Annotated in this window: 25 protein-coding genes; 18 read left to right on the top strand and 7 right to left on the bottom strand. The window is 70.8% G+C overall.

Features of this window, described 5'->3' with window-relative positions; translation table 11 throughout:
- Positions 1–128: 128 nt before the first annotated feature.
- Together H7A73_RS05310 and H7A73_RS05315 are read right to left on the bottom strand one after the other, a co-directional pair.
- Positions 129–1,490, bottom strand: coding sequence for an MFS transporter (locus tag H7A73_RS05310; protein ID WP_182064998.1), 1,362 nt, complete (start codon positions 1,488–1,490; stop codon positions 129–131).
- A 229-nt stretch (positions 1,491–1,719) separates the two neighbouring features.
- Positions 1,720–2,325 carry a hypothetical protein gene (locus H7A73_RS05315; protein WP_182064999.1) on the bottom strand — a complete coding sequence of 202 codons (606 nt, stop codon included), beginning with the start codon at positions 2,323–2,325 and terminating at the stop codon, positions 1,720–1,722.
- A gap of 405 nt (positions 2,326–2,730) precedes the next feature.
- Here H7A73_RS05315 and H7A73_RS05320 point away from each other — a divergent pair, with 405 nt between their 5' ends.
- Positions 2,731–2,946 carry a hypothetical protein gene (locus tag H7A73_RS05320; RefSeq protein WP_027465592.1) on the top strand — a complete coding sequence of 72 codons (216 nt, stop codon included), beginning with the start codon at positions 2,731–2,733 and terminating at the stop codon, positions 2,944–2,946.
- On the opposite strand, the gene H7A73_RS05325 is transcribed toward H7A73_RS05320, so the two are convergent.
- Together H7A73_RS05325 and H7A73_RS05330 are read right to left on the bottom strand one after the other, a co-directional pair.
- Positions 2,943–3,680, bottom strand: a complete 738-nt coding sequence (locus H7A73_RS05325; protein ID WP_182065000.1) for a YidC/Oxa1 family membrane protein insertase — start codon at positions 3,678–3,680, stop codon at positions 2,943–2,945. The two genes, H7A73_RS05320 and H7A73_RS05325, sit on opposite strands and share 4 nt — an antisense overlap.
- Before the next feature lie 61 nt (positions 3,681–3,741).
- Entirely contained in the window at positions 3,742–4,035 is a 294-nt protein-coding gene (locus H7A73_RS05330; protein WP_182065001.1) for a hypothetical protein, read from the bottom strand.
- Positions 4,036–4,101: 66 nt separating this feature from the next.
- Here H7A73_RS05330 and ybaK point away from each other — a divergent pair, with 66 nt between their 5' ends.
- The 17 genes from ybaK (at position 4,102) to H7A73_RS05415 (ending at position 22,670) form a co-directional block, all read left to right on the top strand.
- Entirely contained in the window at positions 4,102–4,587 is a 486-nt protein-coding gene (gene ybaK, locus H7A73_RS05335) for a Cys-tRNA(Pro) deacylase (RefSeq protein WP_071244681.1), read from the top strand.
- 96 nt (positions 4,588–4,683) lie between these two features.
- Entirely contained in the window at positions 4,684–7,293 is a 2,610-nt protein-coding gene (locus H7A73_RS05340) for an ATP-dependent Clp protease ATP-binding subunit (RefSeq protein ID WP_182065002.1), read from the top strand.
- A gap of 834 nt (positions 7,294–8,127) precedes the next feature.
- Entirely contained in the window at positions 8,128–8,361 is a 234-nt protein-coding gene (locus H7A73_RS05345) for a hypothetical protein (protein WP_182065003.1), read from the top strand.
- A gap of 255 nt (positions 8,362–8,616) precedes the next feature.
- Complete coding sequence (locus H7A73_RS05350; RefSeq protein WP_017887364.1) at positions 8,617–9,159, top strand: adenine phosphoribosyltransferase; 543 nt, start codon at positions 8,617–8,619, stop codon at positions 9,157–9,159.
- 123 nt (positions 9,160–9,282) lie between these two features.
- A complete protein-coding gene (gene thrS, locus H7A73_RS05355; RefSeq protein WP_182065005.1) occupies positions 9,283–11,304 on the top strand; it encodes a threonine--tRNA ligase in 2,022 nt (673 codons plus the stop codon).
- Positions 11,304–11,873: an HIT family protein gene (locus H7A73_RS05360; RefSeq protein WP_182065006.1), complete on the top strand. Its 570-nt coding sequence runs from the start codon at positions 11,304–11,306 to the stop codon at positions 11,871–11,873. Before thrS ends, H7A73_RS05360 begins: the two co-directional genes overlap by 1 nt.
- A gap of 12 nt (positions 11,874–11,885) precedes the next feature.
- On the top strand, positions 11,886–12,806 hold the full coding sequence (gene pdxS / locus H7A73_RS05365; protein WP_182065007.1) for a pyridoxal 5'-phosphate synthase lyase subunit PdxS: 921 nt from the start codon (positions 11,886–11,888) through the stop codon (positions 12,804–12,806).
- Positions 12,800–13,396 carry a pyridoxal 5'-phosphate synthase glutaminase subunit PdxT gene (gene pdxT, locus H7A73_RS05370; protein ID WP_247737801.1) on the top strand — a complete coding sequence of 199 codons (597 nt, stop codon included), beginning with the start codon at positions 12,800–12,802 and terminating at the stop codon, positions 13,394–13,396. Before pdxS ends, pdxT begins: the two co-directional genes overlap by 7 nt.
- 119 nt (positions 13,397–13,515) lie before the next feature.
- Positions 13,516–14,283: a YebC/PmpR family DNA-binding transcriptional regulator gene (locus tag H7A73_RS05375; RefSeq protein ID WP_182065009.1), complete on the top strand. Its 768-nt coding sequence runs from the start codon at positions 13,516–13,518 to the stop codon at positions 14,281–14,283.
- Positions 14,284–14,285: 2 nt separating this feature from the next.
- Positions 14,286–14,933, top strand: a complete 648-nt coding sequence (gene ruvC / locus H7A73_RS05380; RefSeq protein WP_182065010.1) for a crossover junction endodeoxyribonuclease RuvC — start codon at positions 14,286–14,288, stop codon at positions 14,931–14,933.
- Positions 14,930–15,550 (top strand): Holliday junction branch migration protein RuvA, encoded by a 621-nt coding sequence (gene ruvA / locus H7A73_RS05385; protein WP_182065011.1) that lies wholly within the window; start codon positions 14,930–14,932, stop codon positions 15,548–15,550. Before ruvC ends, ruvA begins: the two co-directional genes overlap by 4 nt.
- Positions 15,547–16,590, top strand: coding sequence for a Holliday junction branch migration DNA helicase RuvB (gene ruvB / locus H7A73_RS05390; RefSeq protein ID WP_182065012.1), 1,044 nt, complete (start codon positions 15,547–15,549; stop codon positions 16,588–16,590). Before ruvA ends, ruvB begins: the two co-directional genes overlap by 4 nt.
- Positions 16,591–16,680: 90 nt before the next feature.
- Positions 16,681–17,082 carry a preprotein translocase subunit YajC gene (locus H7A73_RS05395; protein ID WP_051596726.1) on the top strand — a complete coding sequence of 134 codons (402 nt, stop codon included), beginning with the start codon at positions 16,681–16,683 and terminating at the stop codon, positions 17,080–17,082.
- A gap of 91 nt (positions 17,083–17,173) precedes the next feature.
- Positions 17,174–18,925 carry a protein translocase subunit SecD gene (gene secD, locus H7A73_RS05400; RefSeq protein ID WP_182065013.1) on the top strand — a complete coding sequence of 584 codons (1,752 nt, stop codon included), beginning with the start codon at positions 17,174–17,176 and terminating at the stop codon, positions 18,923–18,925.
- Positions 18,925–19,929, top strand: a complete 1,005-nt coding sequence (secF, locus tag H7A73_RS05405; protein WP_152377858.1) for a protein translocase subunit SecF — start codon at positions 18,925–18,927, stop codon at positions 19,927–19,929. Before secD ends, secF begins: the two co-directional genes overlap by 1 nt.
- Positions 19,929–20,276, top strand: coding sequence for a rhodanese-like domain-containing protein (locus H7A73_RS05410; RefSeq protein WP_182065014.1), 348 nt, complete (start codon positions 19,929–19,931; stop codon positions 20,274–20,276). Before secF ends, H7A73_RS05410 begins: the two co-directional genes overlap by 1 nt.
- Before the next feature lie 69 nt (positions 20,277–20,345).
- Complete coding sequence (locus H7A73_RS05415; RefSeq protein WP_228513657.1) at positions 20,346–22,670, top strand: RelA/SpoT family protein; 2,325 nt, start codon at positions 20,346–20,348, stop codon at positions 22,668–22,670.
- A 318-nt stretch (positions 22,671–22,988) separates the two neighbouring features.
- Here the strand turns inward: H7A73_RS05415 and H7A73_RS05420 are convergent, their stop codons facing one another.
- The 3 genes from H7A73_RS05420 to deoC form a co-directional block, all read right to left on the bottom strand.
- Positions 22,989–23,570, bottom strand: a complete 582-nt coding sequence (locus H7A73_RS05420; RefSeq protein ID WP_182065015.1) for a hypothetical protein — start codon at positions 23,568–23,570, stop codon at positions 22,989–22,991.
- A gap of 195 nt (positions 23,571–23,765) precedes the next feature.
- A complete protein-coding gene (locus tag H7A73_RS05425) occupies positions 23,766–24,719 on the bottom strand; it encodes an ROK family protein (protein WP_182065016.1) in 954 nt (317 codons plus the stop codon).
- 170 nt (positions 24,720–24,889) lie between these two features.
- A complete protein-coding gene (deoC, locus tag H7A73_RS05430) occupies positions 24,890–25,621 on the bottom strand; it encodes a deoxyribose-phosphate aldolase (RefSeq protein WP_182065017.1) in 732 nt (243 codons plus the stop codon).
- Between the last annotated feature and the right edge of the window lie 21 nt (positions 25,622–25,642).

The following is a 25,642-nucleotide window of genomic DNA, read 5'->3' on the forward strand; positions in this document are numbered from 1 at the left end:
GAGGGGTCACGAACCGTCGCCAGACGAGCTCGCAAACGACAGTTCGTGCGACCCCGCCGCCCTGCCGACGGCATGTCCTGACCACTCGGCGACCGCGCCCGTGATCCGCGCCGGCGCTCGTGCAGCCCCTAGCGCGTCCGCGGCCGCCGCACCGAACCCGTGGCGACGCCGATCGACCCCGTGACCGTCTGGATCGCCCGCCCGACGACCGGCACCGACGTGGTGACGACCGCGAGCGACGACGTGATGGCCTCGATGGACGACGTCGACAGGTGCTCCTGCGTGTGCGTGTGCACCGGGAACCCACGGCGCGCCAGCACGACGACCCCGAGCGCCCCGATCAGCACCGCGGCACCGGCGAACGGCAGGTACTGCAGCCCGACGATCCCGAGGGCCTGCCCACCGAACGCCGCCCCGCCGGCGATGCCGATGTTCGTGGCCCCGTTGACCAGCGCGCCGGCGATGTCGGGGGAGACGCCCCCGGCACGGATCGCCGCGGCCATGAAGAGCGTGCCGGTCGTGCCGTTCGCGGCCATCCAGACGCCCGCGACGACCATCGTCCCGATCAGGGAGCCGTGCACGAACGGCATCGTCGCGAAGGCCACGGCCATCACGGCGACCGAGGCGATGAGCGTCTGCCGGGGCGCACGGTCGACGAACATGCCGGCGAGCCAGAGCCCGACGACACCGGTGCCACCGAGCACGAGCAGCGCCCCGCTGACCATTCCGGCGTCGAGCCCGGCGTCGATCGCGTACGGCCCGATGTAGGTGTAGACGACGTAGTGCCCGCCGAACAGGAGCATGTCGGCGATCACGACGGACAGCAGTCCGGTGCGCGCCCAGGCCTTCGGCGACCCGATGTGCGGCGACGAGGCACCGCGGACGGCGGGCAGGAACAGCAGGGCGACGACCGCGAGTGCCGCCGCTGCGACACCGACAGAGAACACGGCCTGGCGCCAGCCGATGTGCTGCGCGACCCAGGTCGCGACCGGCACGCCGAGCACGAACCCGAGCGAGCTGCCCGAGTACACGAAGGCGATCGCCCGGCCGGCCAGCCGCGGCGGCACGATCCGGGTGGCGTACGCCGAGGCGACCGAGAAGAACAGCGCGTGCGCGATGCCGCCGACGACGCGTCCGGCGCAGACGACCGCGAAGGACGGGGCGAGTGCGACCATCAGGTTCGACACAGTGTAGCCGACGAGCGTGGCGACGAGCACGGTCTTGCGGGGCAGCTTCGCGGTGAACGCGGTGAGCGGCAGCGCGAGGAGCGCGACGGCCGCGGCGTACACGGTGATGACGATGCCCATGGTGGCCTCGGTCACGCCGAGGTCGGCGCTCATCGTGCCGAGCAGCCCGACGGGCATGAGCTCGGTGGTGATGGCGAAGAACGTGGCCAGTCCGAGCACGGCGATGCCGACGATGGACTGACTGGTGACGGTGATCGGCCGCGTGTGGGTCGACACGGCCGAGGTGGTGGTGTTGGTGGACACGCTGCTGACCTCCTCCGAGGCACGGTGGAGCGCGCGACGATGCCGATCGTTCTGACGGCGGTGACCGGGAGGGTCTGCGGGGCGCGCTCGCTGGCGGATGTGGATGATGTGGGTACGACTCCACGACGAGTGCGCTCATCCAGTGTTGCACGATGGAACGACTCTCGCGAGGGCATCCGGCAAATACATCGGAGCGCTCCAACGAAACACTCAGCTACGCCGTCGCCGCTCAGTACTCGTTCGTCACCCGGCCCTGGACCCCGCCGCCGCGCAGCTCGATCGTCAACGTGCCGCTCCTGGACTGCGCCGACATCGACACCGACCCGTGCAGCGCCGCCTGCCGCGGGAAGCACGCCGTCGACGACTCGATGCGGTCCGCCGTCGCCACCAGGCAGATCGTCGACCGGTCCGTCCCGATGCCGGCCCAGACGTTCCAGGGCGTCTCGGCGGTCCCGCCGTCGAGCGCCCGGTTCGTGAAGACCAGTCGCGTCGTGTGGAGACTCACCGGCGCAGCGACCGGCCCCGGCAGCTGGTCGGCGTACGTCTGCGGGACGTCGAGCAGCTGTTCGAGCGTGATCGTCCCCGCCGTCGGCGTGACGCTCGGTGCTGCGGCGACGTCCGGTCGCGCGGTCCCGACGAGGGTCCCGGCGGCGAACGCGACGCCCACCGCCGCAGCCGCGCCGCCCGCGATCCAGGCCCGTGGCCGTTCCGTCCACAGCCACCGACGCCACCGGCTCCGTCCGGTCGGCTCAGCTTGGAGGCCCGGCTCCTCCCCGCCGCCGCCCCTCGCGTCGGAGACGTGGTCGTCCCCACCGCCGCCGGTCGCCTCCGACACGTCGGCTCCGGCAGGCACCGCCGCCGAACTGGCGGGCGAGGACACGACCGCCGCGTCAGCGGGCGAAGACACGGGCACCGGCGCGGGCCCTGGACCCGACCGCGTCGCGGACGGGACCGACGTCCGGACCGGACCCGGGCCTCCCGGCAGTGGATCCCGCGCCGTCGACCCCGCACGCACGCGGGGTCGTCGTCCGCGTTCCAGGTCCTGCAGGGCGATCCGGGCGCGCGCCGCGTCCGCCGGGCTGGATCCTGCTCCCCAGGCGACGGCCTCGAGCCGTGCCCGTTCCGCTGCCACGTCGTCGTGGGCCATGCGCACTCCCGCTCTGCCGGTCGCGTGGACAGGTCCATCGTGGCACCGCCGAGCCGTGCGCGCGCACCCAGAACGAGGGAGTAGGCGTGGTGCATGAGCACCGATCCCATGCCGCAGCACGACGCCGACGCCGAGACCCTCGAACCGCTGAGCCACGACACCCAGTCCGGCGAGGCCGACTACGTCGCGACCAGCCCCGGCGGCGCCGGCACGGAACGTCACGTGCCGACCGCCGACGAGGAGCAGGGCCGCGGTACCGAGTACGACCCGGTCGACCAGGGACCGCAGCAGGAGGGCCAGGGCGGCTAGCGGACCACGCGTCGCAGCACGGCGCGTTCGCCGTACGTCCAGGTCGCACTCGTCACGACGTAGAGCGCGGCGGCCAGCGGTGCGATCGCCGCGAACACGACCGTGACGAACGGCACGTACCGACCCACGGCGGCGGTTGCGGCGGCGCCGGGGACGCCCGGTTCCGGTGCCGGCACCGGGTTCCAGTGCGCGTTCGACCGGCGGCTGAGCTCGACGACGACCGCCAGTACCGCCAGCAGGACCAGCACCACCCAGGCGTGCACCCACAGCGGCGACGTGAGCGTGACGACGAGCGAGTGGCCGAGCGGGACCCCGACGAGCGTCGCCTCCAGCAGGGCGTTCGTGGTGCCGTCGATCGAGGCGTGCGTGAACAGGGCGTAGACGAGCGACACCACGGGTGCCTGCGCCAGGACGGGCAGGCAGCCGGCCAGCGGCGAGACCTTCTCGTCGGTGTACAGCTGCTGCACCGCTCGCTGCAGGCGCTGGGTGTCGCGGCCGTACCGCTTCCGCAGCGCCGCGAGCTGTGGTGCGAGGCGCCGGCGGTCCCGCTCGGCCCGCACCTGCAGCACGGACAGCGGGACGAGCACCAGGCGGACGGCCAGGGTGAGGAGCACGACGGCGATCGCCGCGGCGAACGAGCCGGCGACGGGGGAGAGCGCCGCGGTGAGGGCGGTGACGAGGTCAGCGCCGCCGTGCAGCAGCGGGCCGATGAGGGGCAGGGTGGACAGGTCCATGACGGTTCCGATCGGTGGTGGGTCAGCGGGGTGCGCGAGCGGCCCGGCCACCGGTCGGTGGTCAGGCCGGGGTCGCGACCCCCGGTGCCCGTGAGCGGACGTGGCCGTCGGCGTCGGGGTGGCTCCACCCGATCCGGGTGACCAGGTCGGGTACCGCCGACCGGTCCGACACGGACGCCGATCCGACCCCGAGGACGGCTGCCAGCACCGCGACGAGCAGCCGGGCGACGACGACGGCCACGGCGACCGCGGTCAGCCCGAGTGCCGCAACGGCCAGCAGGGGCAGCACCCCGGCGGCCGGGTCGCCGAGCACCAGCGCGGCGGTGGCGCGGAGCAGCAGCAGGACGGCGGTCATGGTCCGTTCAGCGTAACGCCCGCGTGCCGTCGAGGACCGGAAGGTGCGGCGGGGGAGGATCACGGCATGACCGCAGGTTCGCCGAGCACCCCAGCGACCGTCGCGCTCGAGGCGGCCGGGGTCCCGTACACGCCGCATGTGTACGAGCACCACGAGAGCGCCACCAACTTCGGAGAAGAGGCGGCCGCCGCCCTCGGGCTGCGCGAGGAGCAGGTCTTCAAGACCCTCGTCGTCTCCGTCGACGGCACCCTCGCCGTCGCGATCGTGCCGGTGGCGAACCGGCTCGACCTCAAGGCGATCGCCGCAGCCGTCGGGGGCAAGAAGGCGACGCTGGCCGATCCCGCCCTCGCCGAGAAGCGCACGGGCTACGTGGTCGGCGGGATCAGCCCGGTCGGCCAGAAGACCCGGCTCCGCACCGTGCTCGACGAGTCGGCGCTGTCGTACGCGAGCATCTTCGTGTCCGGCGGACGTCGAGGCTTCGACGTCGAGGTGGCACCGACGGACCTCGCGCGGATCACCGAGGCGGTCGCAGCACCCATCGCGCGGACCTGAGTCGGGTCGCCGCAAGTTTTTTCGGCACCCGGGAATGACCCGGGCCCTCCTGCGTTGCATTGAGTCGAAGGCACTCAAGTTCCCCAGGAGGTCCCTTTGCCAGAGACGTTCGGCCCGACCGGCGGCAACGACTCGTTCGACGAGTTCCTCGCCCGCCTGCTCGCGGCACAGCGCACCGGTGACCAGCAGCGCGTCCGCGCGTTCGGTCGACCGGTCGACATCACCCGGCTGCTCAGCCGCCGGACCCACGAGCTGCTCCAGCACACCGCCGAGTACGCGGTCGCGCAGGGGCAGCGCGAGATCGACGCACTGCACATCCTGCAGGTGCTCGTCCGCACCGAACCGTTCGACGCCGTCGTGCGTTCCGCCGGGGTCGACCCTCAGCGACTCGCCGAGGAGATCGAGCAGCGCCTGCCGATGGCGCACGAGCCGCTGGCCGAGCAGACCGGCCGCCCGGCACTGACCGGCACCGCCCAGCGCATCCTCGTCGAGGCGACGCAGGCAGCGCGGGGCTTCGGCAGCACCTACACCGACCCCGAGCACGTCTTCTTCGCGCTCGTGATGGACCAGGAGACCGTGACCGGCCAGCTGCTCGCCAGCGCCGGGATCACCCCGCAGGTCATGCAGGACTACGCCCAGCAGGCCGCGGCAGCAGCACGAGAGGGGCGCCCCATGCCAGGAACCGGTGCGACGATCGGAACGGCCGAGTCCGGTTCCGACAGCGACACCCCGACGCTCGACCAGTTCGGCACCGACCTCACCGAGCGCGCCCGTGACGGGCACGTCGACCCGGTGATCGGCCGCGCCGACGAGATCGAGCAGACCGTCGAGATCCTGCTCCGTCGTACCAAGAACAACCCGGTGCTGATCGGTGAGCCCGGCGTCGGCAAGACCGCGATCGTCGAGGGCCTCGCCCAGCGCATCGTCGACGGTGACGTCCCCGCCCTGCTGCAGGGCAAGCGGGTCGTCGCGCTCGACCTGCCCGGCATGCTCTCCGGCACCCGCTACCGCGGCGACTTCGAGGAGCGCCTCACCAAGGCGATGGACGAGATCGCGGCGCACGCCGACGAGCTCATCGTCTTCGTCGACGAGCTCCACACCGTCGTCGGCGCCGGTGGCGGCGGCGAGGGCGGCTCGATGGACGCCGGCAACATCCTCAAGCCCCGGCTCGCCCGCGGCGACCTGCACCTGGTCGGCGCGACGACACTCAACGAGTACCGCCGGATCGAGAAGGACGCCGCGCTCGAGCGCCGGTTCCAGCCCGTCACGGTGGGGGAGCCGAACGTCGAGGACGCCGTCGCGATCCTGACCGGCCTCGCCCCGCGCTACGAGGAGCACCACGGCGTCGCCTACACGCCCGAGGCACTCCGCGCCGCCGTCGAGCTCTCGCACCGCTACGTGACCGACCGGCACCTGCCGGACAAGGCCATCGACCTCATCGACCAGGCCGGTGCACGCCGTCGCCTCGCCCTGTCGGGCGACGTCGACGTCGAGGCACTGCGTGCCCAGGTCACCGACCTGACGGCCCGCAAGGACCGTGCGGTCGCCGAGGAGCACTACGAGGAAGCGTCCGACCTGCGCGACGAGATCGTCGGACTGGAGGCCCGGATCACCGCCGCCTCGTCGGCGGACGCAACCCGCCCCTCCCGTCAGGAATCCGCGGACACGTCGATCACGGAGGCCGACATCGCCGCCGTGGTGTCACGTGCCACCGGGATCCCGGTGACCCGCCTCGGCTCGGCCGACAAGACGCGGCTCGCAGCGCTCGAGTCCGAGCTGCACGACCGCGTCGTCGGCCAGGACGACGCCGTGCGGGCGATCGCCAAGGCGGTACGGCGCAGCCGGACCGGCATGGGCGACCCGCGTCGTCCGGTGGGCAGTTTCCTGTTCCTCGGCCCGACGGGTGTCGGCAAGACCGAACTCGCGAAGGCCCTGGCGTCGTCGCTGTTCGGTGACGAGTCCGCCATGCTCCGCTTCGACATGAGCGAATTCGGCGAACGCCACACCGTCTCCCGCCTGGTCGGTGCCCCTCCCGGGTACGTCGGCTACGACGAGGCCGGCCAGCTCACCGAGCGTGTCCGTCGCAACCCGTACTCGGTGATCCTGCTCGACGAGGTCGAGAAGGCCCACCCGGACGTCTTCAACCTGCTGCTGCAGGTCCTCGACGACGGCCGGCTCACCGACGGGCAGGGGCGGACGGTCGACTTCCGGAACACCGTCGTCATCATGACGTCGAACATCGGCTCGGAGTTCCTGGCCTCCCGCTCGGGAGCGCTCGGGTTCTCCCCGGTCGGTGCCACCGACGGGTACGCCGAGGACGACCTGCGGGCCCGCGTGATGGGCAAGCTGCGCGAGGCGATGCGGCCCGAGTTCATCAACCGCATCGACGAGATCGTGCTGTTCCGCAAGCTCGACCGGTCTCAGATCGCGTCGATCGTGTCCCTGCTGCTGCAGGACACGGCGCTCCGGCTGGTCGCACAGGACATGCTCCTGTCGGTGTCCGACGCGGCGGTCGACTGGCTCGCCGAGCACGGGTACGAGCCGGAGTACGGCGCTCGCCCGCTCCGTCGGCTGATCCAGCGCGAGGTCGACGACCGCATCGCGACCCTGGTGGTCGAGGGCGGGCTCACCGCGGGTGACACCGTGCGGGTCGACGTCGAGGGCGACTCCCTGACGGCGGGCGTCGCGGAGCACGCGGCGGTCTAGTCCGGTCGCACGACCACGAGGGCCCGGTACCGATTCGGTACCGGGCCCTCGGCGTGCACGGACCGCGTTGGGGCGCAGCGCGCCGGCGCCGCCGCGCACCGTGCGTCCTCCGTCACGCGGTGCGAGGTTGCCCGCACCGTGCAGGCCTGCGATCCCGCACCGAGCGCGCAGGCTGCCACCGGTCCGCCGGCGGCGCACGGTGCAGCCGGGAGGCCCGGCGCTGGTGCGCGACGGGAACTCGGCACGCAGCCTGCTCGTCGCCACGAGAACACCAACCTCGCACCGTGATCACCCTGTTCGGGAATGCAATTCCGGATGTTTTCCGGAAAAGGGGTTGCGCTCCGAATTGCGGTGCCGATAGTGTTCACTCGTCGCGAACGGTCGAACATTCGACCCGGACGACTCCGCCAGCTCGAGACCGAAAGGGGGCCGACCATGATGATCTCCGCAACCACTCCGTTCCGTGGAATCCGAGGACGCGTCGGTACCCCGTTCCGCGTCCGCTGACCCGGAGCGTCCCACTCTCCTGACACCCGTGCCTCCGGGCACCGTGCGCTGAGCCGATCAGGCCCGCGCAGCACCGGTTCGTTCATCCGCTGAACGGCTCGACGGCTCGTTGACACGTGCCGCCCGATCTGCGCGGACGACGCCGGAAGAATGTCGGTGGACAGTGTGACGCTCTCGGTGTCGTCGAGCATTCCGCGATCGTTGTCCGAACATTTCCGGACCCTCCCGGAGTGCATTCTCACGCATTCAATTCCTGCTGCCCGCAACCCGGGCGGATTCGTCTGCCCGAGACCCGGGCAGCTCTGCCGTGCCCTGAAGGGGAACACCGTGTCCACGAAGACCACCACCCGTCCACCCGATACCCGCGCGGTGCGCCGCCGGGTCTCACTCGCCGACCGCATCGCACTCCGGGTCGGGATGTCGCTCATCATCTGGAGCCGACGCACCCGCAAGGAGCGGCCCGAGGTCGACCTCGCCACGCTGGCTCGCCTCGAGCGCGAACGCCGGCAGCGCGAGGCCGACTGGATCACCCAGGGCGCCACCATGCGGATGTGGCGCTGACCCGCGGCGCTGCGTCGCCGGCACTGTCGTCGGCGTCACGCCGGCGCCGGCGCCAAGCACGCACAGTGCGTCGTTCCGGAGCCCGTGCGGACTGAACGGCTCGGTGCGAGGAAACGACCTCGCACCGAGCCGCCTTCGGCGGACCGTCCGATGGAACCCGCACGGTGCAGCGAACGGTCGACCCCGCACGAGGAGACCACCCTCGCACCGTGCGGGGCGTCCGGACGCACCCCGGGCCTCCCGTACCGTTGGTGGGTGACCGAAACCGCTGCTGCACTCGTCGAACGCCTCACCGCCCTCGTGCCGGACTTCCCGAAGCCGGGGGTGCTCTTCCGTGACGTGACGCCGGTGTTCTCCGACGCCGTCGCGTTCGGCCGCGTGTGCGAAGCACTCGCGGCACCGTTCGCGGTCGGGGCCGGGTTCGACGCCGTCGCCGGCATCGAGGCCCGGGGCTTCGCACTGGCCGGGGGCATCGCCGCCCAGCACCAGGTCGGCGTGCTCACCGTGCGCAAGGCGGGGAAGCTCCCCGGCGAGGTCCTCAGCGAGCAGTACGCGCTGGAGTACGGCGAGGCCGAGCTCGAACTGCGCCCCGGCCAGCTGCCGGCCGGCACGCGGGTGCTCGTCGTCGACGACGTCCTGGCCACCGGGGGGACCGGCGCGGCGACCATCACGCTGCTCGAACGCGCCGGCTACCAGGCCATCGGGTTCGCCGCCCTGCTCGAGCTCGACGGCCTGAACGGGCGCGAGCGTCTCGAGCCGCGACTGCCCGTCGCGACGCTCGGCGCCGTCCCGGCCTGAGCGCGGGCAACCGCGCGGTCGGGGCGGCATCCGTTCTCTCCACAGGCGCGTCCCCGGCGTCCGCACGCGAGCACGTCTCGCACTAGTCTTGACGCACCATTTCGATCGAGGAGTCCCATCATCGTGACCGAGTCAGTCGCACCCGCGCCCGCCGAGCTTCCCCAGGCACCCGAGCCCCGGACCGCGACGACGACCACGACCGGCACCGAGCTCTTCGACGGTGAGCGCGGCATCGTCGCGATCCGCGTCGACGGTGTCCTCAAGGACCTCGCGGCCGACGTGCAGGCCGGCGAGACCGCCGAGGCCGTCACCCTGCAGGAACAGGACGGGCTCGACATCCTCCGACACTCGGCCGCCCACGTGCTGGCCCAGGCCGTGCAGCAGATCAATCCGGACGCGAAGCTCGGCATCGGTCCGCCCGTCACCGACGGCTTCTACTACGACTTCGACGTCGCCGAGCCCTTCACCCCCGAAGACCTCAAGGCGATCGAGAAGGGCATGGACCGCATCGTCAAGCAGGCCCAGCGCTTCCGACGCGTGGTCGTCACCGACGAGCAGGCGCGCGAGCTGATGGCGGGGGAGCCCTACAAGCAGGAACTCATCGGCCTCAAGGGTGCGGCGTCCGACGGCGACTCCGGCGAGAGCGTCGAAGTCGGTGCCGGCGAGCTCACCGTGTACGAGAACGTCGACCCGAAGTCGGGCGAGGTGCTCTGGCAGGACCTCTGCCGCGGCCCGCACGTCCCGCACACCCGCTGGATCGGCAACGCCGCCAAGCTCATGCGCGTCGCCGCTGCGTACTGGCGCGGCTCCGAGAAGAACCCGCAGCTGCAGCGCATCTACGGCACCGCCTGGCCCGACAAGGACCAGCTCAAGGCGTACCTCGTGCGCCTCGAGGAAGCCGCCAAGCGCGACCACCGCAAGCTCGGTGCCGAACTCGACCTGTTCTCGTTCCCCGACGAGATCGGTTCCGGCCTGGCGATCTTCCACCCGAAGGGCGGCATCATCCGCCGCGAGATGGAGGACTACTCGCGCCGTCGGCACGAGGAGAACGGCTACTCGTTCGTCTACACGCCCCACATCACCAAGGGCGACCTGTTCGAGACCTCCGGGCACCTCGGCTGGTACAAGGACGGCATGTTCCCGGCCATGCACATGGACGAGGCGAGGGACGAGGACGGCAACGTCACGCGGCAGGGTGCCGACTACTACCTCAAGCCGATGAACTGCCCGATGCACATCCTGGCGTACCGGTCGCAGCCCCGCTCCTACCGCGACCTGCCGCTCCGGATGTTCGAGTTCGGCACGGTGTACCGCAACGAGAAGTCCGGCGTGATCCACGGGCTGACCCGGGTGCGCGGCCTGACCCAGGACGACGCGCACATCTTCACCACGCAGGAGAAGATGAAGGAGGAGCTCACCACGACCCTCGCGTTCGTGCTCTCGCTCCTGCGCGACTACGGCCTCGACGACTTCTACCTCGAGCTGTCGACGAAGGACCCGGAGAAGTACGTCGGCGACGACGAGGTCTGGGACGTCGCGACGGAGACCCTGCGTCAGGTCGCCGAGGAGTCTGGCCTCGAGCTCGTGCCGGACCCCGCCGGTGCGGCGTTCTACGGCCCGAAGATCTCGGTCCAGGCCCGCGACGCCATCGGCCGCACCTGGCAGATGTCGACCGTGCAGCTCGACTTCAACCTGCCCGAGCGCTTCGGCATCGACTACACCGCGGCCGACGGCTCCCGCCAGCGTCCGGTGATGATCCACCGCGCGCTGTTCGGCTCGATCGAGCGCTTCTTCGGGGTCCTCACCGAGCACTACGCGGGTGCCTTCCCGGCGTGGCTGTCACCCGTCCAGGTCGTCGGCATCCCGGTCGCGGCCGAGTACGGCGACTACCTCGACGAGGTCATCGCGAAGCTCCGCGCCCACGGCGTCCGCGCCGAGGTCGACCACTCGGACGACCGCATGCAGAAGAAGATCCGCACCCACACCAAGGCGAAGGTGCCGTTCCAGCTCATCGCCGGTGGCGACGACCGTGACGCCGGTGCCGTCTCGTTCCGCTTCCGTGACGGCCGCCAGGACAACGCGGTGCCCGTGGACGAGGCTGTGGACCGCATCCTCACCGCGATCCGCGAGCGCGCGCAGGTCTGATGACCGACGAGCAGGACCCCCTGGTCATCCGGGACGCCGCCACCGCGGCGGCCGTCCCGGATGCCTTCCAGCGTCTGTGGAACCCGCACCGGATGGCGTACATCGACGCCGGCCGCGAGGGCGAGGGCCGCGGCCACCGCGACGACTGCCCGTTCTGCGAGGCGCCGCACAAGACCGACGAGGACGCCCTCATCGTCGCGCGCGGCGAGCACGCCTACGTCCTGCTCAACCTGTTCCCGTACAACAACGGCCACCTGCTCGTCTGCCCGTACCGGCACGTCCCGCTCTACGACGAGGCGACCCCGGACGAGCTGCGCGAGATCGGGGAGCTCACGCAGACCGCGATGCGCGTGCTCAGGCAGGTGTCCCACTGCGACGGCTTCAACATCGGCATGAACCAGGGCGAGGTCGCCGGAGCGGGCATCGCCGCGCACCTGCACCAGCACATCGTGCCGCGGTGGGCGTCCGACGCGAACTTCTTCCCGATCATCGCCCGGACGAAGTCGATGTCGCAGATGCTCGGCGAGACCCGCCGACTCGTCGCCGAGGGCTGGCCCGCACAGCACTAGACTGTCGGCATCATGAGCGACAGCAGCAGCACCCCGAGCACCCCCGGCACCTCGATCACCGGCTCCGACCGCGTCAAGCGCGGACTCGCGGAGATGCTCAAGGGCGGCGTCATCATGGACGTCGTCGACGCAGAGCAGGCCCGCATCGCGGAAGAGGCCGGCGCGACCGCCGTCATGGCCCTCGAGCGCGTCCCCGCCGACATCCGCGCCCAGGGCGGCGTGGCCCGCATGTCCGACCCGTCGATGATCGAGGAGATCATCGCCGCCGTGTCGATCCCGGTCATGGCGAAGGCCCGCATCGGTCACTTCGTCGAGGCCCAGGTCCTGCAGGAGCTCGGCGTCGACTACATCGACGAGTCCGAGGTCCTGTCGCCGGCCGACTACGTCAACCACATCGACAAGTGGAAGTTCACCACCCCCTTCGTCTGCGGTGCCACCAACCTGGGCGAGGCACTCCGTCGCATCACCGAGGGCGCGGCCATGATCCGTTCCAAGGGCGAGGCCGGCACGGGTGACGTGTCCGAGGCCACGAAGCACATCCGCACCATCACCAAGGAGATCGCGGCGCTCCGCAACCTGCGTGACGACGAGCTCTACGTCGCCGCGAAGGAGCTCCAGGCCCCGATCGACGTCGTGCAGGAGGTCGCCCGCACCGGCAAGCTCCCCGTCGTGCTCTTCACCGCCGGTGGTGTCGCCACCCCGGCCGACGCCGCGATGATGATGCAGCTCGGTGCCGACGGCGTGTTCGTCGGGTCCGGCATCTTCAAGTCCGGCGACCCGGCCAAGCGTGCCGCGGCGATCGTCAAGGCCGTCACCTTCCACGACGACCCGAAGGTCATCGCCGAGGTGTCCCGTGGGCTGGGCGAGGCGATGGTCGGCATCAACGTCGCCGACGTCCCCGCGCCGCACCGCCTCGCCGAGCGCGGCTGGTGAGTGCTCGGCCCCGGATCGGGGTCCTCGCGCTGCAGGGCGACTTCCGTGAGCACATCGCGTCGCTGACCGAGCTCGGCGCCGACGTGGTGCCGCTCCGTCGACCGGAGGAGATCGCGTCGATCGACGGCGTCGTGATCCCCGGCGGCGAGTCGAGCGTGATGGACAAGCTGTCCCGCGCGTTCGGCGTCGCCGCGCCGCTGTCCGAGGCGATCCGCGGGGGACTGCCGACGTACGGCACGTGTGCCGGCATGATCATGCTGTCGTCGCGGATCGCCGCCGGGATCCCGGGGCAGCAGACGCTCGACGTGCTCGACACCACCGTGCGGCGCAACGCGTTCGGCGCACAGAACGACTCGTTCGAGACCGACATCCCGATGCCCGACCTCGGCGATGCGCCGGTACACGCGGTCTTCATCCGCGCACCGGTGGTCGAGCAGCACGGCGACGACGTGCACGTGCTCGGTGCCCTGCCGGACGGCCAGGTGGTGGCGGTGCAACAGGGCAACGTCATCGCGAGTGCGTTCCACCCGGAGGTCGCGGGCGAGGACCGCTTCCACCGGCGCTTCCTGGACCTGGTGCGCAGCGCCTGAGGCGTGACCATCCACCCGCCGCACCGGCGGGACGGGAGCCGCGCCGCGCCTCCAGTCCGGTGTTCGGCCCACAGGGCCGCTAAACTGAGCGGGACTTTCCGCAAGACGCAAGGAGAACCGTGTCCGGGCATTCCAAGTGGGCAACGACCAAGCACAAGAAGGCGGTCATCGACCAGCGCCGTGCCAAGTCGTTCGCCAAGCTGATCAAGAACATCGAGGTCGCCGCGAAGATGGGCGGTGCCGACATGTCCGGCAACCCGACCCTGGTCGACGCCGTGCAGAAGGCGAAGAAGACCTCGGTCCCCAACGACAACATCGACCGCGCCGTCAAGCGCGGTGCAGGTCTCACGGGCGAGACCATCGAGTACACGACGATCATGTACGAGGGCTACGGCCCCAACGGCGTCGCGATGCTCATCGAGTGCCTCACGGACAACAAGAACCGTGCCGCGGCCGAGGTCCGGACCGCGATGTCGCGCAACGGCGGCACCATGGCCGACCCGGGCAGCGTCGCCTACAACTTCTCGCGCAAGGGCGTCATCTCGGTCACGAAGACCGACGGCCTCGACGAGGACACCGTGATGGCCGCGGTGCTGGACGCCGGCGTCGAGGACGTCATCGACCAGGGCGGCGGCTTCGAGATCATCACCGAGGCGAGCGACCTGGTCGCCGCCCGCACCGCACTGCAGGACGCCGGCATCGACTACGACTCCGCCGACGCCGAGTTCGTCCCCGGCCTCAAGGTCCCGGTCGACGCCGAGACCGCCCGCAAGGTGTTCCGCCTGATCGACGCGCTCGAGGACTCGGACGACGTGCAGAACGTCTACTCGAACTTCGACATCCCCGCGGACGTCCAGGCCGAGCTCGACGAGGACGAGGGCGAGTAGCCGTGCTCCGTGTGCTCGGGGTGGACCCCGGGCTCACCCGGTGCGGCGTCGGCGTCGTCGAGGTCGCACCGAACCGGCGCGCACGACTCGTCCACGTGACGGTCGTGCGCACCCCTCCGGACATGCCGCTCGAGCAGCGGCTGCTCCGGATCGCCGACGGCATCGCCGCCGAGCTCGACGAGCACCACCCGGATGCGGTCGCCGTCGAGCGGGTGTTCGCGCAGGCGAACGTCCGCACCGTGATGGGCACCGCGCAGGCTGCCGGCCTGGCGCTGCACGCCGCGGCCGCCCGCGGGCTGCCCGTCGGGCTGCACACCCCGTCCGAGGTCAAGGCCGCCGTCACTGGCTACGGCAACGCCGACAAGCGTCAGGTGCAGACCATGATCGCGCGAGTACTCGGGCTGGACGAGGCCCCGAAGCCGGCCGACGCCGCCGACGCGCTCGCGTTGGCCGTGTGCCATGCCTGGAGGCTCGGATCACCCGACGCCGCCGGCTCGCGTGCCACGAACCTCACCCCGGCACAGCGCGCCTGGCGGGACGCCCAGGGCGGCACCGTCGACTCGCCGCTGGCCCGTGCGGCCGCCGCCGCGGCCCGCCCGCAGCGTGGCAGGACGGCGTCGTCGGTGGGCGGCCCTAGGCTCGGAGCATGATCGCGAGTCTCCGGGGTACCTGCATCGACATCGCCGGTTCGGCCGTGGTGATCGAGGTCGGGGGAGTCGGGTACGCCGTCACCGTGACCCCTGCGCACGCGCTGACGATGCGCCACGGTTCCGAGGTGTGCGTGCGGACGGCGATGATCGTGCGCGAGGACGAGCACCTGCTCTTCGGCTTCGAGTCGACCGACGCGCTGCAGGTGTTCGACCTGCTCCGCGGCGTCTCCGGCGTCGGCCCGAAGTCCGCGATGGGCGTCCTGGCCCACATGGACCCGGTACAGATCGCGAACGCCGTCGCGAACGAGGACGACGGCGCGTTCCGCAAGGTCTCCGGCATCGGCCCGAAGACCGCCAAGCTCATCATCGTCGCGCTCTCCGGCAAGCTCGTGGCCTTCGAGCAGGCCGCTGTGGTCGCTGCAGCACGTGGAACCGCAGTCCACCCCGCCGCGGTGGACGTCGTCTCGGCGCTCATCGGCCTCGGCTGGCGCGAAGACGCGGCACGGACCGCGGTCGACGACGCCGTGGCCAACGAGCCGGGTGCCGCCGCGATGGGCACCCAGGCCCTGCTCCGCGCCGCCCTCGGCGCCCTGCGACCCGCGGCAGCCGGCCGGTGAGCGGCATCACGTCCGCCGGCGCCGAGTCGCAGGAGGAACTCGCCTTCGAAGGTGCGCTCCGTCCGCGCTCGCTCGACGAGTTCGTCGGGCAGCGCAAGGTCCGTGGGCAGCTCGACCTGCTCCTCAAGGCCGCGGGCATGCAGGAGCGCACGCCCGACCACATCCTGATGGCGGGTCCCCCCGGCCTCGGCAAGACCACGCTCGCGATGATCGTCGCGCACGAGACCGGGCGACCGCTGCGCATGTCGAGCGGGCCGGCGATCCAGCACGCCGGTGACCTCGCAGCCGTGCTGTCGTCGCTCGTGCCGGGCGAAGTGCTGTTCATCGACGAGATCCACCGCATGGCCCGCTCGGCAGAAGAGATGCTCTACCTGGCGATGGAGGACTTCCGCATCGACGTGATGGTGGGGAAGGGTGCCGGTGCCACGAGCATCCCGCTCGACCTCGCACCGTTCACGCTCGTCGGTGCCACCACCCGGGCCGGCCTGCTGCCGAACCCGCTGCGCGACCGCTTCGGGTTCACCGCCCACCTCGAGTTCTACGAGAAGGACGAGCTCGAGCAGGTCCTGATCCGTGCGGCTCACCTGCTCGAACTCGACATCGACCGGACCGCCCTGCGTGAGATCGCTGGACGCTCCCGTGGCACCCCGCGCATCGCGAACCGCCTGCTCCGCCGGGTGCGCGACTACGCCCTCGTGCACCGCACCACCGACGGCATGGCCGCGGTCCGGGGTGCGCTCGACCTGTACGACGTCGACGAGCTCGGCCTCGACCGGCTCGACCGCGCCGTCGTCGAGACCATGTTGACCCGGTTCGACGGGGGCCCGGTCGGCCTCAACACCCTCGCCGTCAGCGTCGGCGAGGAATCCGAGACGATCGAATCGGTCGTCGAACCGTTCCTCGTCCGTGTCGGCCTGGTGACCCGCACGCCCCGCGGGCGCATCGCGACACCGCGGGCCTGGCGACACCTCGGCCTCACCCCGGGGCAGGGCGACGGGGCGCAGCCGGGGCTCTTCGACGACCCGGAACCCACCGCCTGACCGCCGATCAGTCGGGTGACATGCCACGGACACCGGCGTGCCCTAGACTGCTACGGCCCGAAACCGAGCAACCAGAGAAGGCAACGCATCATGGGTCAAGAAGTCATCCTCATCGTCATCGTCGTGGCGTTCGCGGCCTTCATGTTCTACAACAGCCGCAAGCGCAAGAAGCAGCAGGCCGAACTCGTGGACAAGATGGTCCCGGGCGCCAAGGTCATGCTGTCCTTCGGCCTCTACGGCACGCTCCTCTCCGTGAACGAGGAGAAGGTCACCGCTGACGTCGAGATCGCGCCGGGGACCATCGTCACCGTGCACCGTCAGACCCTGTCGCGCGTCGTCGACGACAACGCGTCCGACGTCGAGACCACCACGACCACCGAGGACGAGCCGAAGCCGGTGGCCGAGCTCAACGGCGAGCCGGTCTACGGCGAGCGGGTCGACACCGACCGTGTCGACGAGACCGACGCCACGAAGCGCAAGTCCGACGACTGACGCCCTCGGCCGCCGGGTCGTCTGACCCGGCGGCTTCCCTCTGCCGTCGCACGGTGTGCCGACGGTCCTGAACAGAAAGACGAGACGACCGGTGGCACGATCGACACCCGTCAAGAAGGCGCTGCGCTCGCTCACCTGGTTGGTGATCCTGATGGCGATCCTCGCCGGCCTGAACACCGCCGCGTCGATCCTCGCCGGCTCTTCGAAGGACGACAGCGACAAGTGGTACCAGGGCGCGAGCTGGGTCCCCGAGCTGGCTCTGGACCTGCAGGGCGGCACGCAGCTGACGCTGGCGGCGCAGAACACCGAGGGTGACTCCGTCACCTCGCAGCAGCTGCAGCAGGCGGTGAACATCATCCGCCAGCGCATCGACGCCACCGGTGTCTCCGAGTCGGAGATCAACACGCAGGGTGCGAACAACATCGTCGTCTCGATCCCGGGCCGCCCGGACAAGGCAACGATCGACCGGATCGAGGCAGCCGCCAAGCTGACCTTCCGCCCGGTGCTCTTCACCGAAGCCGCGACGAACTCCGCCGTCGGTGACGACGGCAAGGGCACCGCGTCGGCCACGCCGTACTCGCCGCCGGCCTCGCTCGCCGCGACGCCGAGCGCGAAGCCGACCAACGCGAGCGACCTCAACTGGGTCACGCCGAAGCTGCAGGACCTGTACACCAACTACAACTGCGCTGCTCCGGACGACGTCACCACGGCGCCCGACGACGAGCCCCTGGTCACCTGTGACCAGGACGGCGCGGGGAAGTACATCCTCGGCCCGGTCGAGGTCTCCGGTGCCGACATCAGCAACGCCACCTCGGGTCTCGCCACCGACTCGCAGGGCACGTCGACGGGCCAGTGGGCCGTCAACCTGACGTTCAACGGTGAGGGCTCGAAGGACTTCCGCACCGTCACGAACCGTCTCGTCTCGCTCCAGCAGCCGCAGAACCAATTCGCGATCGTGCTCGACGGTTCGGTCATCACCGCTCCGACGACGAACTCCGCGATCACGAACGGCAAGGCGCAGATCACCGGCTCGTTCACGGCCGAGTCGTCGAAGACCCTGGCGGACCAGCTCAAGTACGGTGCGCTGCCGATCAACTTCCAGGTGCAGTCGAACGAGAACATCTCCGCGACGCTCGGCACCGCGCAGCTCATCGGTGGGCTCGTCGCCGGCCTGATCGGGCTGATCCTGGTCATCATCTACTCGGTCATCCAGTACCGGGCACTGGCCTTCGTCACCGTGCTGTCGCTCGGGATCGCCGCGGTGCTCACCTACCTGGTGATCGCGATCATGTCGTGGCGCGTCGACTACCGCCTGTCCTTGGCGGGTGTGGCGGGTCTGATCGTCGCGATCGGCATCACGGCGGACTCGTTCATCGTCTACTTCGAGCGCATCCGCGACGAACTCCGTGACGGCCGGGCCCTCGAGAGTGCGGTCGAGTCCGGCTGGAAGCGTGCCCTCCGGACGATCCTGGCGTCCGACGCGGTGAACTTCCTCGCCGCCGTCACGCTCTACGTGCTCGCGGTCGCCGACGTGAAGGGCTTCGCGTTCACGCTGCTCCTCACGACGCTCATCGACATCGTGGTGGTCGCGCTCTTCACCCACCCGATGATGCAGCTCATCGCCCGCAGCCGGTTCTTCGGCGAGGGGCACCGGTTCAGTGGTCTCGACCCGGCAGCACTCGGTGCCGTCTACCGTGGGCGCGCGCAGTTCCGCGCACCCGTCGTGGACGGCAAGCGCCAGCGCAGTGCCGGTGAGGCACAGCGCCGACAGACGATCGCGGAGCGGAAGGCCCAGCAGGCCTCCGGCGACAACGGCTCGACGCCGGACGGGAAGGACGACTGATGGCCAGCTTCAGCCAGTTCGGCAGCGACCTCTACACGGGGAAGCGGTCGTACGACATCATCGGGCGCCGCAAGACCTGGTACCTCATCGCCCTCGCGATGATCGTGATCTCGCTCGTCACCCCGTGGCTCCGAGGCGGGTACCAGCTCGGCATCGAGTTCACCGGCGGCTCGGAGTTCACCATCTCCGACGTCAAGACGCTCGACCAGAACATCGCCACCGAGACCGTCGAGGACGTCGTCCCGGAGTCGATCCCGCGCGTCTCGCAGCTCGGCACGCACGGCATCCGAGTCCAGACCGGGCAGCTCACCGACCGGCAGACGACCGAGGTGCAGGACGCCCTCGCGAAGGCCTACGACGTCCCGGAGAGCCAGGTCGCCGCGACCTTCATCGGCGCGACGTGGGGTGCCGACGTGCTCGCGCAGGCCATCCGTGGTCTCGTGATCTTCCTCGCCCTCGCCGCGGTCTTCATGACGCTGTACTTCCGCACCTGGAAGATGTCGCTGTCCGCGATGGCGGCGCTGCTGCACGACCTGCTGATCACGGCCGGCGTGTACGGCATCGTCGGGCTCGAGGTCACGCCTGCGGCGGTCATCGGGTTCCTGACGATCCTCGGGTACTCGCTCTACGACACCGTGGTGGTCTTCGACAAGGTGCGTGAGAACACCGCGCAGGAATCGATCCGGACGTTCAAGCAGTCGGTCAACCTCGCGGTGAACCAGACCCTCGTCCGATCGATCAACACCTCGGTCGTGGCGCTGCTGCCGGTCGCGGCGATCCTCTTCATCGGGTCGTACGTGCTCGGCGCCGGTACCCTGCGCGACATCTCGCTCGCGCTGTTCATCGGTATCATCGTCGGCACCTACTCGACGATCTTCATCGCGTCGCCGATGTACGCGCAGCTGCGCGAGAACGAGCCGAAGATCAAGGAGTCGGACGCCAAGAAGACCGCGGCGGCCGAGAAGCGCCGGCGTGAGGTCGACGCGGCTGAGGCGAACGTCTGATGCCCATCGAGATCCAGGAGATCGACGTCGCCGAGGCGCAGCGCCGCATCGACGCCGGAGCCCGCCTGTTCGACGTCCGCGAGCAGGGGGAGTGGGACGAGGTCCACGCTCCCCAGGCCACGCTCGTGCCGATGTCGGAGTTCGTGGACCGCTGGCAGGAGATCGACGGTGGCGACCAGCCGGCCATCGTCGTCTGCCACTCCGGCGGCCGTTCGTCGCGCATCGTCGCGGCGCTCGAGCAGTCGGGGGTCCCGGCAGTCAACCTCTCCGGCGGCATGCTCGCCTGGGAGCAGGCGGGGGCACCGGTGGAGCGCGACGCCCAGGGCGAACCGCGTCACGGGCACTGACCAGGGACGCGTAGTCTTGTCGGATCGAGCTCGGATCGAGCTCTCGGACCGAGTCCTGGGAGGCGCATCATGACGGACACCCGCGAAGAGCCGTCCGCGCCGAGCCGCCCGGGATCCGCCCCGCGGCCGTCGAGCCCGATCGGTCCGAACACCACCGGCAACCTCGGTTCCCTCCGCTCGCTGCTGCCCCGCCTGTTCTCGCGTGCGCAGCCGGCCGGTGCCGTGGACACGTTGATCCGCACGGTCCGCTCGCACCACCCCAAGGCCGACGTGACGCTCATCGAGCGGGCGTACTCGGTCGCCGAGCGCGCGCACGACGGGCAGAAGCGCAAGTCCGGTGAGCCGTACATCACGCACCCCGTCGCGGTCGCGCAGATCCTGGCCGACCTCGGCATCGGCACGATCACCATCGCGGCCGCGCTCCTGCACGACACCGTGGAGGACACCGACTACCAGCTCGACCAGCTGCGGGCCGACTTCGGCGACGAGATCGCGATGCTCGTCGACGGCGTCACGAAGCTCGACAAGGTCAAGTACGGCGACAGCGCGCAGGCCGAGACCGTCCGCAAGATGGTCATCGCCATGTCGAAGGACATCCGCGTCCTCGTCATCAAGCTCGCCGACCGCCTGCACAACGCCCGTACGTGGGGCTTCGTCGAGTCGACCTCCGCCACGCGCAAGGCGAAGGAGACGCTCGAGATCTACGCGCCGCTCGCACACCGGCTCGGCATCCAGATGATCAAGCTCGAGCTCGAGGACCTGTCGTTCGCGGTCCTGCACCCGAAGCTCTACGTCGAGATCGACAGCCTGGTCAAGGAACGTCAGCCGAAGCGCGAGCAGTTCGTCCAGAACGTCATCGGGACCCTGAAGAAGGACCTGAAGGCCGCCAAGGTCCGTGGTGACGTCATGGGCCGGCCGAAGCAGTACTACTCGATCTACCAGAAGATGATCGTGCGAGGTCGTGAGTTCGACGAGATCTACGACCTCGTCGGTATCCGCGTGCTCGTGCCGACCGTGCGCGACTGCTACGCCATGCTCGGATCGGTGCACGCCCGGTGGACCCCGCTGCCCGGTCGCTTCAAGGACTACATCGCGACCCCCAAGTTCAACCTGTACCAGTCGCTGCACACCACGGTGCTCGGACCGCAGGGTCGCGCGGTCGAGATCCAGATCCGCACGCACGAGATGCACCAGCGCGCCGAGTTCGGTGTCGCCGCCCACTGGAAGTACAAACAGCGCGCTGCCGGCCGTGACGCCGGCACCTCGTCGACCACGGACGACCAGGACATGGCGTGGCTCGCCCACATCACCGACTGGCAGGCCGAGACCAGCGACCCTGGTGAGTTCCTGGACTCGCTGCGCTACGAGATCGGAGCCAAGGAGACCTACGTCTTCACGCCGCAGGGCAAGGTCATCGGTCTCCCCGCCGGAGCCACCCCGGTCGACTTCGCCTACGCGGTGCACACCGAGATCGGCCACCGCACCATGGGTGCGAAGGTCAACGGCCGCCTCGTCCCGCTCGAGAGCCAGCTGTCGAGCGGCGACGTCGTCGAGATCTTCACGTCGAAGAACCCCGACTCCGGCCCCTCGCAGGACTGGCTGCAGTTCGTCCGCAGCCCCCGCGCGCGCAACAAGATCAAGCAGTGGTTCACCAAGGAGCGCCGCGAAGAGGCGATCGAGCAGGGTCGCGACGCCATCGCCCGGGCCATGCGCAAGCAGAACCTGCCGCTCCAGCGCATCATGAGCCAGGACAGCATCGCCGAGGTCGCCTCGTCGATGCGGTACGAGGACGTCTCCGCCCTGTACGCCGCCATCGGCGAAGGACACGTCTCGACCCAGTCGGTGATCGAGAAGGTCCTCGGCAACGTCCAGACCGAAACCGAGACGGACGAACCGGAACTCGCGTTCCCGCGCCAGGTCACCAGTCGACAGCTGCGCACGAGTGACAGCGGCGTGCTGGTCCGCGGTGCGCCCGACATCCTCGTCAAGCTCGCGAAGTGCTGCACGCCGGTACCGGGCGACCAGATCGTGGGCTTCATCACCCGCGGCCAGGGCGTCTCGGTGCACCAATCGTCGTGCACCAACGTGAAGTCGCTCATGAACGAACCCGACCGGATGATCGAGGTCGAGTGGGCCCCGTCGTCGAAGTCGGTGTTCCTGGTGCAGATCCAGATCGAGGCGCTCGATCGGTCGGGCCTGCTCAGCGACGTCACCCGGGTGCTGACCGACCACCACGTGAACATCCTGTCCGCGACGGTGTCGACCTCGTCCGACCGGCTCGCGCTCAGCCGGTTCGTGTTCGAGATGGGCGACACCATCCACCTCGACCGTGTGCTCAACGCGGTGCGACGCATCGACGCCGTCTACGACGTCTACCGCGTCAGCGCCGGCTAGCGGCGGGGCCGCGCGCGGCCCGTCCGTCGACCGGTCACGCACCGTCGGCTGCGGCCCCGCCAACCGACGGTCCGCGACCACTCGGCGAACGCGAGCGGGGTGTCCTGGCCGCCCCCACGCGCCCGGCCGGAGGCCCGTGGCAGCCCCGCCCCGCGCCTCCCGCCCGTCGACCGGTCACGACCCGTCGCACGGGAACCGTCGACCGGTCACGAACCGTCGGCCGCGGCCCCGCAAACCGACAGTTTGTGACCGTCCGGCGAACGTGAGCGGGGTGTTGTGACCACCCGCGCCCCCAACCCCCAACCCCCGACCACCGCGCTACCGGACCGCACCCCCAGCCGCGTCCTGCAGCCCCTGCGGCCCCCGCAACCGCCGCTCGGCCTGCCGCACCATCGGGATCGTCCCGAGGGACCGCAGGCGCGTCTGCAGCTCCGCAGCGGTGACTGCCCCGATCGCGAGCAGCCCGTGCACGGCCATCGCCTCGGCCACCCCGAACGCACCAGCCGAGGGGCCCGGCGTCCGGAGCAGGTCGACCGCGGTCCGCGCCGGCAGCGTGACCCGCAGCCGCGAGAGCTCGGCGGTGTCGTCGACGTCGATCCGCACCTCCCGCAGGCGGACGTCCGGACCGACGTGCACGCGGACCTGCGGCGGGATGCAAGCCTCGAGCGGCGCCGACGGCCGGGACACCGCACCCCAGATCCACGCGGCGGTCAGGCTGCAGGCGATCAGGCGCGCGTCCCGCAGGACCCAGGCGGCAGCGGCGGCACGCAACGACGGCGTCTGCGGTTCGGCAGGGGAGGCCCAGCAGGGACCGACGGCGACCAGTTCGCCGGCCAGGACGGCCGCACGCAGCTCGGGTTCCGGCCAGTCGTCACTGGTCAGGAGTCGCGGGCGGGGCACCCGCACATCCTGCCCGACCTGCGGACGCGGCCGACAGGCCTGTGGACAAGCCACGGACCGGCCAGGAGGCGCGTGGCAGCCCGCACCGCGCCTCCCGGCCGCCGTCGATCGAGCCCAGGGCGTGAGCCGCGTCGACGACGCGACCACCCGCCGGCCGCGCGCCGGACCGGGCCCGGCCGGGGGCGACGCGCGCGCTCAGCGCAGGACGTCGGGGCGGTGCACGAGCGCCGCCGCACCGATGAGCGGACCGTCCTGGGACAACCCCGTCGGCACGATCTGCACCTTCGTCACGAACCCGAACTCGACGCGCTCCGCCACGGCCTGCCGGGCGTACTCGAACAGGTCCGGCGTGACGTGCGAGAACCCGCCGCCGATGGCGACGATCTCGAGGTCGACCAGGCTCGTGGCGGCGGCGATGGCCTGCCCGAGGGCACGGCCGCTCCGCTTGACCGCGGCGACGGCGATCTCGTCGCCGGCGGCGTACGCGGCCGAGAGCTCCTCGCCGGTCGTGCCGGCGAAGCCCTGACGACGTGCCCAGGCCACCGTCTTCGGGCCGCTGGCGATCGCCTCGAGGCAACCGGTGCCCCCGCAGGCGCAGGGGTCGTCGTAGCCGCCGCACTCGACGTGGCCGATGTGTCCGGCGTTGCCCGTCGGTCCGCTGACGGTGCGACCGTGCAGGATGAGCCCGCCGCCGACACCGGTGGACACGATCATGCCCATGACGTGGTCAGAGCCCTGGGCCGCGCCGACCCAGTGCTCGGCGAGGGTGATCGCCAGGCCGTCCATGCGCAGCGTCACCGGGACGCCGCCGGGCATGAGCGCCGCGATCCGGTCGCGCAGCGGGTGGCCGCGCCAGACCGGCATGTTGAGCGGGGAGACGAGGCCGTGCTCCTCGTCGACGGGCCCGGCGGAACCGATGCCCACGCCGACGAGCGTCGCGTCGGCCGGCAGCGCGCCGAGCGCGGCCGTGACGACCTCGTCGACGGCGGCCTGCAGCTCGTCGGAGGTGCGCTGCGGCCCGGTGGGGCTGCGGAACCGGGTCGCCGGGAGCACGACGCCCTGGTCGGTGACGAGCGCGGCCTCGACCTTCGTGCCGCCGAGGTCGACGGCCAGGGCGAGGGCGGGGGACTGGGGTGCGGTGCTGGACATGCGCGCTCCGATGCGGCGGTCTGGAGGCACGGTGCGGGTCGCCGACGCGTCGTCGCGTCCGGTGGGCACCGGCCTGGTCGTGGTGGGTCGTGCTGGGTGGGGTGGGTCAGGTGGGCTGGACGCGCCGGGTCAGCTCGGTCCGCTCAGCCCGGTCGGCCCAGCCGGTCCGTTCAGTAGGACGATGTGTCGTCGCCGAGCGCCGAGGCGGCACCCGTCTCGGCGCGGTGCGCGACCTCGTCGAGGATGCGGGCGGATGCGCTCGTGCCGATGCGGTCGGCACCCGCCTCGACCATCTCGAGCAGGGTGTCGAGCCCCCGGACGCCGCCGGACGCCTTCACGCCGGTGTCGGCACCGACCGTGCGGCGCATGAGGGCGATGTGCTCGGCCGTCGCGCCGCCGCCGGCGAACCCGGTCGAGGTCTTCACGAAGGCGGCCCCGGCGGTCTGTGCCGCACGCGACGCCGCGACGATCTCGTCGTCGGTCAGGAACGCGGTCTCGAGGATCACCTTGACGACGGTGTCGCCGGCGGCGTCGACGACCGCGCGGACGTCCTGCTCGACGCGCTGCCAGTCACCCGACTTCGCGGCACCGATGTTCTGCACCATGTCGAGCTCGAACGCGCCGTCGGCCAGGGCCTGCAGCGACTCGGCGACCTTCGCGGCGGTGGACGTGGTGCCGTGCGGGAAGCCGATCACGGTGCCGACGCCGACGCCGGTGCCCGTGAGACGCTCGACGGCGTGGGCGACGTCGCTCGGACGGACGCAGACGCTGAAGACGCGGTGAGCGGCGGCTTCGTCGAGCTGGGCGTCGACGTCCGCGCGGGTGAGTTCGGGCTTCAGGATCGCGTGGTCGATGAGGCCGCGGACGGCATCGACGGTGACGGGGAAGGCTGCGTTGTCCACCCGGCAAGCCTACCCGTCAGG

Origin of the sequence: Curtobacterium sp. ME12, assembly GCF_903970855.1 — a bacterium.
GTDB lineage: Bacteria > Actinomycetota > Actinomycetes > Actinomycetales > Microbacteriaceae > Curtobacterium > Curtobacterium poinsettiae_A.

Coding starts and splice junctions, on each gene's coding strand:
- H7A73_RS05320 (WP_027465592.1), top strand. CDS start 2,731: ATGAGCACCGATCCCATGCCGCAGCACGACGCCGACGCCGAGACCCTC.
- H7A73_RS05325 (WP_182065000.1), bottom strand. CDS start 3,680: ATGGACCTGTCCACCCTGCCCCTCATCGGCCCGCTGCTGCACGGCGGC.
- H7A73_RS05330 (WP_182065001.1), bottom strand. CDS start 4,035: ATGACCGCCGTCCTGCTGCTGCTCCGCGCCACCGCCGCGCTGGTGCTC.
- ybaK (WP_071244681.1), top strand. CDS start 4,102: ATGACCGCAGGTTCGCCGAGCACCCCAGCGACCGTCGCGCTCGAGGCG.
- H7A73_RS05360 (WP_182065006.1), top strand. CDS start 11,304: ATGACCGACGAGCAGGACCCCCTGGTCATCCGGGACGCCGCCACCGCG.
- pdxS (WP_182065007.1), top strand. CDS start 11,886: ATGAGCGACAGCAGCAGCACCCCGAGCACCCCCGGCACCTCGATCACC.
- ruvA (WP_182065011.1), top strand. CDS start 14,930: ATGATCGCGAGTCTCCGGGGTACCTGCATCGACATCGCCGGTTCGGCC.
- H7A73_RS05395 (WP_051596726.1), top strand. CDS start 16,681: ATGGGTCAAGAAGTCATCCTCATCGTCATCGTCGTGGCGTTCGCGGCC.
- secF (WP_152377858.1), top strand. CDS start 18,925: ATGGCCAGCTTCAGCCAGTTCGGCAGCGACCTCTACACGGGGAAGCGG.
- H7A73_RS05410 (WP_182065014.1), top strand. CDS start 19,929: ATGCCCATCGAGATCCAGGAGATCGACGTCGCCGAGGCGCAGCGCCGC.
- H7A73_RS05415 (WP_228513657.1), top strand. CDS start 20,346: ATGACGGACACCCGCGAAGAGCCGTCCGCGCCGAGCCGCCCGGGATCC.
- H7A73_RS05425 (WP_182065016.1), bottom strand. CDS start 24,719: ATGTCCAGCACCGCACCCCAGTCCCCCGCCCTCGCCCTGGCCGTCGAC.